The following is a 12,142-nucleotide window of genomic DNA, read 5'->3' as shown; positions in this document are numbered from 1 at the left end:
GAAAGTGGAATTTTCTACACTTTTTAACAAAAAAAGCGTGATTTTAAAAAAACTATCTTTACTCAATTACAAAAATATTGCCGAAAATTCTTTTGAGTTTGAAAGCAAGATTAATGCTATAGTGGGAAAAAACGGCATCGGAAAAACAACCATTTTAGATGCCATTTATCATTTAGCGGTTGGAAAAAGCTATTTTAATCCGCTTTCCACTCAAAACATCAGACATGGTGAAGAATTTTTTGTTATTGATGGCGTTTTCGAAAAAGAAAACAGAACGGAACAAATTATTTGCAGTTATAAAAAAGCACAAAAAAAAATATTAAAAAGAAATGGTAAAATTTACGAGAAATTCTCTGAACATATTGGTTTGATTCCGATAGTGATTATTTCGCCAAGTGATACTGATTTAATTGTAGAAGGCAGCGAAACCAGAAGAAAATTTATTGATAACGTCATTTCAACTTTTGATGTTACCTATTTGAATACTTTAATCAATTATCAAAAAACATTACAACAACGTAATGCATTACTAAAATATTTTGCACTAAATCAGGTTTTTGACGCGGACAATTTAAGCATCTACAATGAACAATTATCTGAATTTGGACAAATCATTTTTTCGAAAAGAAAAGTGTTTTTAGAAAAATTCGTACCTGTTTTTCAAGAACTCTATGAAGTCATTTCTGAAAATGCAGAAAAAGTATCTATTGAATATGATAGCCAATTGCATTTTGATACTTTAGACAATTTGTTACACCAAAATCTTCAAAAAGACAGAATTACTCAATATACCACTGTTGGCATTCATAAAGATGATATTTTATTTCATATTTCTGGTTTTCCAGTGAAGAAATTCGGGTCGCAAGGCCAACAAAAATCCTTTTTAATCGCGTTAAAATTAGCCCAATTCGATTTTATAAAAAAGCATACAAAAACTTTACCTATTTTGCTTTTTGATGATATTTTTGATAAATTAGATGCTTTTAGAGTACAACAAATTGTAAATATGGTAAATGATGATGTTTTTGGACAAATATTCATTTCCGACACCCATCCTGAACGAACGGAAAACATTATAAAACAAACACATAAAAGTTATAGAATATTTAATATCTAAAAAACATGAAAAACGTAAGAACCCTTATCGCAACAGCAATTATCAGCTTATCAATCAGTTGCACCAATAGCCAAAGTTTCAAAAGTGTTGATGCAACAGCATTTAAAGCTACAATTACTAAAACAGATGACGCACAAATTTTAGATGTAAGAACACCAGGCGAATATGCCAACGGGAAAATTGCTGATGCTAAAAATGCAGATTGGAACGGAGATACTTTTGATGCCGATGTTGCTAATTTAGACAAATCAAAACCCGTTTTCGTATATTGTTTAAGTGGTGGAAGAAGTAAAAAAGCTGCAAATCATTTAGTAGAATTAGGTTTCAAAAATGTTATAGAATTAGATGGCGGTTACATGGCATGGGAAAAAGCAAATCCGAAAACAAATGCAGTTTGGACAGGTATGACTCAAGAAGACTACAACAAACTGATGGTTTCAGACAAAACAGTTGTGATTGATTTTTATGCCGAATGGTGTGGGCCATGCAAAAAAATGGCGCCTTATTTAGATAAAATGAGTAAAGAATTAGCAGATAAAGTAATTATTCACCGAATTGATGCCGATAAAAATAAATCTTTATTTAACGCTTTAGGTTACCAAGGCTTACCAGTTGTAATTGTAATTAAAAACGGAAAACAAACCTTCTTTAAAAACGAATTCGTTAGCGAAGAAGATTTGAAAAAAGCATTATAAAAAGTTCTCAGTCTCAGTTTTCACATATAGAAAGCTCAAAAAATTATACCATGAATATTACGAAACAACAAGCCTTAAAAAAATATAACACTTTTGGAATTGAAGCATTTGCGACTGAATTTTGTGAAATCAATTCGGTTTCAAATTTAGCTGAAGTTTTAAAAGAAAATCAACAAAAAAAACTTTTTATTTTAGGCGGTGGAAGCAACATGCTTTTGACTCAAAATATTGATGCTTTGGTTTTACACATTAACAACAAAGGCATCGAAGTGATTGATGAAACAGATGATTTTGTTTGGGTAAAAGGAAATGCAGGTGAAGTTTGGCATGAATTCGTACAATATTGTATCCAACATAATTATGGTGGAATTGAAAATTTATCTTTAATTCCAGGAAATGTTGGCGCTACTCCAATTCAGAATATTGGCGCGTATGGTGTAGAAATTAAAGATACATTTGTTTCGTGTGAAGCGATGAAAATCAACTCGCAAGAAATTAGAACTTTTGATAAAGAAGCTTGTAAGTTTGGGTACAGAGAAAGTGTTTTTAAAAATGAATTAAAAAACCAATTTGTAATTTTATCGGTTACTTTTAAACTTACAAAAAACAAACACAAACTCAATACGTCTTACGGCGCAATAGATACAGAATTGGAGAATATGGGCATCAAAAACCCAACGATACAAGATGTAAGCAAAGCTGTAATTGCGATTCGAGAAAGCAAATTACCTAATCCGAAAGAACTAGGAAATAGCGGAAGTTTCTTTAAAAACCCGATAGTTCCAATAGAAATTTACGAAAAAGCCAAAGCAAATTATCCGGAAATCCCACATTATCCAGTTTCAGAAACGCATGTTAAAGTTCCTGCAGGATGGCTAATTGAACAAGCTGGATTTAAAGGCAAACGTTTTGGCGATGCAGGCATTCACACCAAACAAGCTTTAGTTTTAGTCAATTATGGAAATGCTACAGGAAATGAAATTTGGACTGTAGCACAAAACATTCAACAAACTATATTGGAAAAATTCGGAATTAGTATCGAAGCGGAAGTGAATGTAATTTGATGTACAATTCGGGATTAACAATTTGTGTTTTTGGAGTAAAAGCTAGTTTCTCTAACCTCCAATCGCAAAAAATTAAACTTGAAATTATAAACAAATAAGCCTAAATTTGCACAACTTTTAAAAGAAACATGGAAACCATTTTATTTATACTTTTTATTGCATTTTTAGTTTTTTTCGTCATTCAATTAGTGTATCACGCTTTTGTTTTCACTCGTTTTTCTTTTGTGCAACCCAAAAAAGGAACACCTAAAAACATTCCCGTTTCGGTACTTGTATGTGCCAAAAATGAATACGAAAATTTACAAAAAAACCTTCCAATATTGGTTTCTCAAAAGTATCCAAACTACGAATTAGTTTTAATTGACGATGCTTCAAGTGACGATACTTTAGAATTATTTGAAGAATATGAAAAGCAATATGCATTTATTAAATTGGTTAAAGTTAAAAACAACGAAGCATTTTGGGGAAATAAAAAATTTGCTTTAACCTTAGGAATTAAAGCTGCAAAAAATGAATACTTATTGTTTACAGATGCCGATTGTTATCCAACTTCTGAAAATTGGATTTCTGAAATGACTGCACATTTTTCTTCAAAAAAGACTATCGTTTTAGGCTATGGGGCATACGAAAAAATTAAAGGTTCGTTTTTGAATAAAATCATTCGCTACGAAACAGTTTTAACCGCCATTCAATATTTTTCTTGGGCAAAAATTGGCAAACCTTACATGGGTGTTGGTCGTAATTTAGCTTATAAAAAATCGGAATTTTTTAATGTGAATGGATTTATCAATCATATTCGCGTGCGTTCTGGAGACGATGATTTATTTATTAACGAAGCTGCAAATAGCGAAAATACATCCGTTAGTTATCATCCTGAAAGTTTTACATATTCTAAACCAAAAACAAAGCATAAAGACTGGTTCAATCAGAAAAGAAGACATGTTTCAACCGCAAAACATTATAAAGGTTTTGATAAATTTCAATTGGCATTATTTTTTATTTCACAAGTACTTTGCATTACTTTGGCAATAATTTTGCTATCTTTTCAATACAATTGGATTATTGTAGCTAGCGTTTTAGGTTTTAGATATATTTTTAACTGGATTGTTTTTGGTTATGGGGCTGCAAAATTAAACGAAAAAGACGTAATTATTTGGTATCCAATTTTTGAATTAATTTTAATCATCACACATCTTAGGGTGGCATTTACCAATCTGATTTTTAAACCTGTACATTGGAAATAAAACAAGAAAAAATATTAAAAAACATCCAAAAAGCAAAATTGGGCGATCAAGTTGCTTTTACTTTTCTTCTCGATTTTTATTGGAATGAAGTGTACGGTTACATGCTAAAACGTACGGAAAATGAAACCGATACAGACGATATTGTTATAGAAACTTTCGCAAAAGCTTTTGATAAAATTAGTACTTACAATCCAGAATTTGGTTTTAATACATGGCTAATTACTATTGCAAAAAACGTACATATCGATTTACTTCGAAAGAAAAAATCGACCTTGTTTTTAGAAATTACAGATGAAGAAGACAGTTTAGCGAATCAGGTTTTAGATGACACACCCACCATTGAAGACAAACTGATTACAGAACAAAACCTATCGCAATTATTACAACAAATTAAACAGTTAAAACCTGCTTACCAAGAAGTGATACAACTGCGCTATTTTCAAGAAATGACGTATCAAGATATGGCAGAACAGTTAAACGAACCGCTGAATAATATCAAAATCAAACTACTTCGGGCTAAAAAATTATTAGCGGAAATTATTAGCGGAAAATAGATTTTTACATCATAAAAATTTTCATTAGGTTTGGCAAAACTTACAAACCAAATGGATAACTTTACTTTTTCAGAAAAACTCAAATATCTTTTCTCAATTCCAGTAATCATTGCCGCTCTCGGCTATTTTGTTGATATTTACGACTTATTACTTTTCGGAATTGTTCGTGTACCCAGTTTAAACACTTTAGGATTAGATGCAGATAAAGTAGGAACAACTATTATCAATTGGCAAATGTCTGGTTTACTACTTGGTGGTATTCTTTGGGGAGTTTTAGGTGATAAAAAAGGACGACTTTCTGTTTTATTTGGATCTATATTAGTGTATTCTTTAGCCAATATTGCTTGTGGATTTTTGCCGCAATTTCCAAAAGAAAACATCGTATCAATTTATGCCGCATTGCGTTTTATTGCCGGAATTGGTTTGGCAGGAGAATTAGGTGCTGGAATTACATTAGTTTCCGAATCGCTACCTAAAAGTTTACGCGCTATAGGAACTTCAATTGTAGCTGGCTTTGGATTATTAGGAGCTGTTGTAGCACAGTTAACGGTACAAATGACATCAGAATGGACCACTTCCTATTTCATTGGTGGTGGTTTAGGTTTGGTTTTACTAGTATTAAGAGTAAGTGTATCTGAATCTGGGATTTACAAAGATATCGCACACGATTCATCCGTAAAAAAAGGAAATTTCTTTCTGTTGTTCAACTCTAAAGATCGGTTTATAAAATATCTAAAATGCATTTTAATTGGCTTACCTACTTGGTATTGTATTGGAATTTTAGCATTATTAGCAAATCAATTTGCAACTGTAATGAAGATTGAAAATTTAGTACCCGGAAAAGCAATTATGTGGGCTTACATTGGAATTTCAGCTGGAGATTTTGCAAGTGGATTTATTTCTCATTATTTTAAATCAAGAAAAAAAGCTATTTTTTATATGCTACTTTTCACCATAATTGGAGTAGCGTTATTGCTTTCCGGTTTCGCGAAAACAGAAAATTCTTATTACTTTTTTTGTGCTTGGTTCGGATTAGGAACAGGATATTGGGCTATGTTTGTAACGGTTGGCGCAGAACAATTTGGAACTAACATAAGAAGCACCGCTGCAACCACAATTCCGAATATGGTTAGAGGCTTGCTACCTGTTATGATTATTGGTTTTGACTTTTTTAAACCTATTTCTGGAATTATTAATAGTGCAATAATTGTGGGAATTATTGTTTTCCTTTTAGCCATTTACGCTACTTTAACCATTGCAGAAACGCACGACATAGACATGAATTACACAGAATAATTTAATGAAATTGTTTTTTTATTGAATTTTTGGCACGATTTTTTATTATAGTTTACATTATACGCAAGTATCAACCTTAAAAACTATATATTATGTCAAATTTCAACGTACAAAACAAAGAATGGCTAGACATTGCCTTCGAAAACAGAAACAAGGCTTACGGAGCTTACCAATTAAGAAAAGAAAGTGATACTACTACCATCAAAGCGATGCTTATCACTTTCGGAGCACTAGCAATTGGAATTGGATTATTTTCATTTACGTCTCCAGAACCTAAATATGAGGAAACAATAAACTGTCCATTAACACCAGTAGAAAAAATAAGATTAGTAAAAATAAAACCTATAGTTGAAACAAAACCAATCTTAAAAAAGGGAACAGAAAAACCAAAGTTAAATCTAACTCCTGATAAGGTTCCACCTGTTGTTGTTAATGAACTAGAGGTAAAACCAATTCCGCAACCTGAAAATCCAGATACATCAAGTCCTTATAATCCAAACGGAATTGAAAATGGAAATCCGTTGCCTGCTGGCAATCCAAACGGAACAGACCCAAAACCAACAAGTTCAACTAATGGAACAGGAACAACAACACCTTCAAATAACCTTTACACAGGTGTTTTAGGAGTAGAAGCCAGTTTTCCTGGTGGAATTGATAAATTTAGAGCGTTTATTGCAGACAATTATAAAGTGCCTGAAACTTTTGATAAAGATTTCTTATTGATAGAATTGGTTTTTGTGATTGAAAAAGATGGCTCTATGACCGACATTAAAATGATAGGTAAAGGAGATAAAGCCCTAGAAAAAGAAGCCATAAGAGTTTTAAAAGCTATGAAGAAAAAATGGACACCAGGCAAAGTAAATGGTGAAACTGTTAGAAGCGAAAAAAGACTTCCAATAAAAATTAATCTTACAGAAATAGAAGATTAATTTCTTTAAAATAGATCGGTTATGAATCCACAAAATAGAAATTATTTTGTGGATTTTTTATGATTTGTTTTCATAATGTGTTTTGTATATTTGCAAGAGATTTTTAGAAATTAATTATGGCTACAGAAAGCGTATTTCCACCTACTCCAAAACCAAAATGGTTGCGTGTAAAATTACCTGTTGGACAAAAATATACAGAACTTAGAGGTTTAGTTGACAAATACAAATTAAACACAATTTGTGCTTCTGGAAGTTGCCCGAATATGGGTGAATGTTGGGGAGAAGGAACGGCTACATTTATGATATTAGGAAATATTTGCACCCGTTCTTGCGGATTTTGTGGTGTGAAAACTGGTCGCCCTGAAAATGTAGATTGGGAAGAACCAGAAAAAGTGGCGCGTTCAATCAAAATAATGAACATCAAGCATGCTGTAATTACAAGTGTAGACAGAGATGATTTGAAAGATATGGGTACAATTATTTGGGCTGAAACAGTAAAAGCGATCCGAAGAATGAACCCAAAAACAACTTTAGAAACATTAATTCCAGATTTTCAAGGAAGCGAAAAACATCTAGATAAAATTATTGAAGTGGCTCCAGAAGTCGTTTCCCATAATATTGAAACCGTAAGAAGACTAACTCGAGAAGTTAGAATTCAAGCTAAATACGACAAAAGTTTAGCCGTATTAAAATACTTAAAAGAACAAGGCTTAAATCGAACTAAATCGGGTATTATGCTTGGTTTAGGAGAAACGGAAGAAGAAGTTATTCAAACTTTACATGATTTAAAAGAAGCAAAAGTAGATGTAGTTACAATTGGGCAATATTTACAACCTAGTAAAAAGCATTTACCTGTAAAAGAGTTCATCACACCTGAACAGTTTGAAAAATACGAAAAAATTGGCAAAGAATTAGGTTTCATTCATGTGGAAAGTGGTCCGTTAGTGCGTTCTTCTTATCATGCTGAAAAACACATTCATTAATTTCAGGTGTAAGACAAAATTAAATTCAACAAAATAACAAGATAAAATTTGAAAATTCGTGTCGCTATAAATGGTTTTGGAAGAATTGGAAGAAATTTATTTCGACTATTACTGAATCATCCCAACATAGAAGTTGTTGCCATAAATGATATCGCGGATAGTAAAACCATGAGTCATTTAGTTAAATACGACAGTATTCATGGTGTTTTACAGCGAAATATTTCATTAGAAAACGAATCGTTACTTATAGATGATTTAAAATTTCAATTTTTTCATGAAAGTGACATATCAAAACTACCTTGGAAATCTTTGGAAATTGATATAGTAATTGAAGCAACAGGAAAATTTAAAACTACAGAAACGGCTCAATTACACCTTATTGCAGGTGCAAAAAAAGTTATTTTATCTGCTCCACCAGAAGACGACAAAATTAAAACAGTTGTTTTAGGCGTTAATGAACACATTTTGGATGGTTCGGAAACAATTATTTCTAATGCGAGTTGTACTACAAATAATGCTGCTCCCATGTTAAAAATAATTCAAGAATTATGCGGCATTGAGCAAGCGTACATAACAACGGTTCACTCCTACACTACAGATCAAAGTTTACACGACCAACCGCATAAAGATTTACGTCGTGCCCGAGGAGCCTCGCAATCTATAATTCCAACTACAACTGGAGCAGCAAAAGCTATTACTAAAATTTTCCCAGAATTAGACGGTAAAATTGGAGGATGTGGCATTCGTGTTCCTGTACCAGATGGTTCATTAACCGATATTACTTTCAATGTAAATCGAAAAGTTACAATTGAAGAAATAAATTTGGCTTTTAAGAATGCTTCAGAAAATGAATTAAAAAACATTTTATCATATACAGAAGACCCAATAGTTTCTGTTGATATTATTGGAAATACAAACTCATGTGTTTTTGATGCACAGCTTACTTCCGTAATTGATAAAATGGTTAAAATTGTAGGCTGGTATGATAATGAAATAGGCTATTCATCGAGACTTGTCGACTTAATACTTGTTTTTCAAAAAAAAAATAGTATTTTTAGCCACATTTAATACCTGTTTTGAAACTAAATAATGAAAAAACTTTTTTTCTTACTCACTTTTTTCTCTTTATTTACCTTTTCTCAAAGTAAGAAAAACCATCTCGACAGCATTAATTATTTTTTAGAATTAGCCAATTATTCATATGAAGAAAAATACAATTCTAAAGACGCTATAAAATATGCGCAAAAAGCCATAGAATTTTCAAAAGCAACTAAAAACAATGAAAAACTATATGACTCCTATTATTTTTTAGGCAGTCTACACTTAGAAAACAATAATTATAACGATGCAATTATTAACTTAATTAAGTGTTCTAATTATTATGAAATTAATAAAATATCTTCTTCAAAAGTTGCTAAAATTAACTACACGCTTGGTACTTTATATTTAGAAAAAAGAAAATTTTCTATTGCAAAAATGTACTTTAATAAAGCTTATTCAATTTACAACCAAACGAATTCTAGCGAAGCGTTTCCTTTGTTAGAACTTCAAAAAGGCTTAACGCTAAAAGCCAGCAATAAACTAGATGAAGCAATTGATGTTTTCAAAGATATTGCAGAAAACAATAAAGATATGGAAAGCAGTAAAATTGAAGCTGTTTTTCAATTAAGTAAAATTTATTATTTAAAGAAAGATTATAAAAAAGCACTAACTTATTCTAAAAAAGCATTAGATTTAGTAGAAAATAATTCTGTGGGAATTTCTAAAAAGAAAATTTTAAACAACCTTATTTTAATTAGTGAAAAATTAGAAGACTATAAATTATCTAACGCGTATTTAAAACAATATCTGACTTTAAATGAAATTAAAAATAACTCAAGTATCACAAACACAGAATTTTTAATTAACAAAAAAGAGCACGACAATCAGTTAGAAATTGTGGAGAAATTGGAAAAAGAGAAAAACGACCAATTGAAATCCATTCGCTTTTCCAGATTAATTAGCATCATGAGTATTGTATTGATAGCTATTTTATCCTTATTAAGTTTTTCATTATATAAGAACAATAAAATCAGAACTTTTACTTACAAACTTTTACAAGATAAAAACAAAGAACTTACCGAACAAAAAGAAAAAGCAGAATTTGCATCGAAGGCAAGATCTGAATTTTTATCGACTGTAAGTCACGAATTAAGAACTCCATTAAATGCGATAAATGGAATAACATATTTGTTACTTCAAGAAAAACCAAAAAAAAGTCAGCTTAACTATTTAAAATCTTTAGAATTTTCTGGAAATTATTTGTTAAGTTTCATTAATGATATTTTAGAAATCAATCGATTAGAATCTAACAATGTACATGTTGAAAAAATCAAATTTAACATGGTAGAATTGGCTAAAAACATCAATCAATCATTTGGTGGTTTTATAAGTAAAAACAACATTACTTTTAAGTTAGACTTGAACATAAAAGGGAATGAAAACTTGATTGGCGACCCTACAAAACTATCCCAGATATTAATTAACTTAATTAACAATTCTATTAAGTTTACAAAAAACGGAAATGTAACTTTGCGCATTACAACTATTGCCGAAAAAAATGATCATGTTACCTTACAATTTGTAGTGGAAGACAATGGAATCGGAATACCTGAAGACAAAATTGAAAATATTTTTGATAGTTTTTCTCAAGGCTCAGTAGAAATTAATAGAACTTATGGAGGAACAGGATTAGGACTTTCAATTGTTAAAAAAATTATTGAAATTTTAGGTAGTGAAATTCATTTAGAAAGTAAAGTAAATGAAGGAACAAAATTTTACTTCAATTTGAATTTCAACAAATCAGATATTAAAACCATTTCTAGTATTGAAGTAAGCCAGATTGTATCACACGATAACTTAAAGAACAAAACTGTTTTATTGGTTGAAGACAACAAAATCAATCAAATGATTACAAAGAAAATGGTGGAAAATAAAGGGATGATTTGTACTATTATCGATAACGGAGAAGACTCAATTACTACCATGCAAAAGGAAAAATTCGACATTGTTTTGATGGATGTGCATTTACCTGGAATTAACGGAACGGAAGCAACTGCAGAAATTAGAAAATTTGATACGACTACACCAATTATTGCTTTAACAGCTATTTCGCTAAATGAAAACAGAGAAATGTTATTGTCTTTCGGTATGAATGATGTGGTAACAAAACCTTTTGCACCAGAACATTTCTACAATGTAATTAGTTCTTATTTCCCTTCTTAATTATCTTAAAAATCGTCTCTTGAAAATCTAATTCGGCTTCTAAAAACATAGAGGTTATGGGTAAATAATATAACTTTTCCGAATTAATTTTTCCGTTTAAACGCATAAAATCTTTTTCAGTTGTAACCAGTATTTTGTCTTGAGCTAAATCATTTAAGACCGCTATTTCCTGTTCCGAAAAATTATGATGATCGGGATAAATCATAACCTTATCTTTTCCAGAGTTCAAATAATCAACAAAGTATTTAGGCTTTGCAATTCCGGCTACAATTACTTTTTCTTTAGAAATTATTTCAGAAACTGGTAAAGTGGAATGTAAACTTAAAACTTTTGTATCATAATGAATGGCCGTAAAGAAAACCGGAACTTCTACCTGCAATTTTTGTTTTACTTTTTCCTGTTCTTGACTAGAAAGCGAGGCAGGACATTTCGTTACAACAACAACATTAGCACGCTTTTTTCCCATTGCACTTTCACGCAAATCTCCAAAAGGCAAAATAAAATCTTCAGAAAACAAGTCATCATAAGCCGTTAATAAAACATAAAAACTAGCTTTCACTTTTCGGTGTTGAAAAGCGTCGTCAAGTAAAATTACATTTGGATTGTTTATAGAAATTAAATTTTCAATACCTGTTCGTCTGTCTTCACAAACCGCAACTGCAACATCTGGAAATTTAGTATGAATTTGGTACGATTCGTCACCTAATTCGACAGCAGTGCTAGCGTCATTTGCTAACACAAAACCTTTCGTACTTCGTTTATAACCACGACTTAATACCGCCACTTTATATTTTTCCTTTAATAATCGAATTAAGTATTCTGTATGAGGTGTTTTTCCAGTTCCGCCAGCACTTAAATTTCCGATAGCGATTATGGGTAAATCATAACTTTTACTTGTAAATAAACCCATATCGTAAAGCCAATTTCTAAAAAAAGTGACTATCCAATATATAATTGCGATGGGAAAAAGTATTTTTCTTATTAATTTCATATGAA

Annotated in this window: 11 protein-coding genes; 10 read left to right on the top strand and 1 reads right to left on the bottom strand. The window is 31.0% G+C overall.

The annotated features are described in order from the left end of the window. Positions 1-37 precede the first annotated feature (37 nt). The 10 genes from recF to G4D72_RS02085 all read left to right on the top strand — a co-directional run bounded on the left by recF (position 38) and on the right by G4D72_RS02085 (position 11,146). Entirely contained in the window at positions 38-1,117 is a 1,080-nt protein-coding gene (recF, locus tag G4D72_RS02130; RefSeq protein ID WP_166075937.1) for a DNA replication/repair protein RecF, read from the top strand. A gap of 5 nt (positions 1,118-1,122) precedes the next feature. Then, positions 1,123-1,812, top strand: a complete 690-nt coding sequence (locus G4D72_RS02125) for a thioredoxin domain-containing protein (protein WP_166075936.1) — start codon at positions 1,123-1,125, stop codon at positions 1,810-1,812. A 26-nt stretch (positions 1,813-1,838) separates the two neighbouring features. After that, complete coding sequence (murB, locus tag G4D72_RS02120; RefSeq protein ID WP_317165222.1) at positions 1,839-2,876, top strand: UDP-N-acetylmuramate dehydrogenase; 1,038 nt, start codon at positions 1,839-1,841, stop codon at positions 2,874-2,876. 137 nt (positions 2,877-3,013) lie between these two features. Continuing rightward, positions 3,014-4,120 (top strand): glycosyltransferase, encoded by a 1,107-nt coding sequence (locus tag G4D72_RS02115; protein WP_394367564.1) that lies wholly within the window; start codon positions 3,014-3,016, stop codon positions 4,118-4,120. Beyond that, on the top strand, positions 4,111-4,674 hold the full coding sequence (locus tag G4D72_RS02110) for an RNA polymerase sigma factor (RefSeq protein ID WP_166075933.1): 564 nt from the start codon (positions 4,111-4,113) through the stop codon (positions 4,672-4,674). Before G4D72_RS02115 ends, G4D72_RS02110 begins: the two co-directional genes overlap by 10 nt. 51 nt (positions 4,675-4,725) lie before the next feature. Continuing rightward, the gene (locus G4D72_RS02105) at positions 4,726-5,970 is read left to right on the top strand and encodes an MFS transporter (RefSeq protein WP_166075932.1); all 1,245 of its coding nucleotides are present in this window, start codon (positions 4,726-4,728) and stop codon (positions 5,968-5,970) included. Between the two features lie 92 nt (positions 5,971-6,062). After that, positions 6,063-6,899, top strand: a complete 837-nt coding sequence (locus G4D72_RS02100; protein WP_166075931.1) for an energy transducer TonB — start codon at positions 6,063-6,065, stop codon at positions 6,897-6,899. Between the two features lie 116 nt (positions 6,900-7,015). Further along, positions 7,016-7,882: a lipoyl synthase gene (gene lipA / locus G4D72_RS02095; RefSeq protein WP_166075930.1), complete on the top strand. Its 867-nt coding sequence runs from the start codon at positions 7,016-7,018 to the stop codon at positions 7,880-7,882. A 48-nt stretch (positions 7,883-7,930) separates the two neighbouring features. Beyond that, positions 7,931-8,950, top strand: coding sequence for a type I glyceraldehyde-3-phosphate dehydrogenase (gene gap / locus G4D72_RS02090; RefSeq protein WP_166075929.1), 1,020 nt, complete (start codon positions 7,931-7,933; stop codon positions 8,948-8,950). A 21-nt stretch (positions 8,951-8,971) separates the two neighbouring features. Beyond that, the gene (locus tag G4D72_RS02085; RefSeq protein WP_166075928.1) at positions 8,972-11,146 is read left to right on the top strand and encodes a tetratricopeptide repeat-containing hybrid sensor histidine kinase/response regulator; all 2,175 of its coding nucleotides are present in this window, start codon (positions 8,972-8,974) and stop codon (positions 11,144-11,146) included. Here G4D72_RS02085 and lpxK read toward each other — a convergent pair. Beyond that, a complete protein-coding gene (lpxK, locus tag G4D72_RS02080) occupies positions 11,124-12,137 on the bottom strand; it encodes a tetraacyldisaccharide 4'-kinase (RefSeq protein ID WP_166075926.1) in 1,014 nt (337 codons plus the stop codon). The two genes, G4D72_RS02085 and lpxK, sit on opposite strands and share 23 nt — an antisense overlap. Positions 12,138-12,142: the final 5 nt, after the last annotated feature.

Source organism: Flavobacterium difficile (genome assembly GCF_011392115.1).
In the GTDB taxonomy this organism is placed as follows: domain Bacteria; phylum Bacteroidota; class Bacteroidia; order Flavobacteriales; family Flavobacteriaceae; genus Flavobacterium; species Flavobacterium difficile.
This window is presented reverse-complemented; position numbering and strand designations above follow the sequence as displayed.

Coding starts and splice junctions, on each gene's coding strand:
- G4D72_RS02085 (WP_166075928.1), top strand. CDS start 8,972: ATGAAAAAACTTTTTTTCTTACTCACTTTTTTCTCTTTATTTACCTTT.
- lpxK (WP_166075926.1), bottom strand. CDS start 12,137: ATGAAATTAATAAGAAAAATACTTTTTCCCATCGCAATTATATATTGG.
- G4D72_RS02100 (WP_166075931.1), top strand. CDS start 6,063: ATGTCAAATTTCAACGTACAAAACAAAGAATGGCTAGACATTGCCTTC.
- lipA (WP_166075930.1), top strand. CDS start 7,016: ATGGCTACAGAAAGCGTATTTCCACCTACTCCAAAACCAAAATGGTTG.
- G4D72_RS02125 (WP_166075936.1), top strand. CDS start 1,123: ATGAAAAACGTAAGAACCCTTATCGCAACAGCAATTATCAGCTTATCA.
- G4D72_RS02105 (WP_166075932.1), top strand. CDS start 4,726: ATGGATAACTTTACTTTTTCAGAAAAACTCAAATATCTTTTCTCAATT.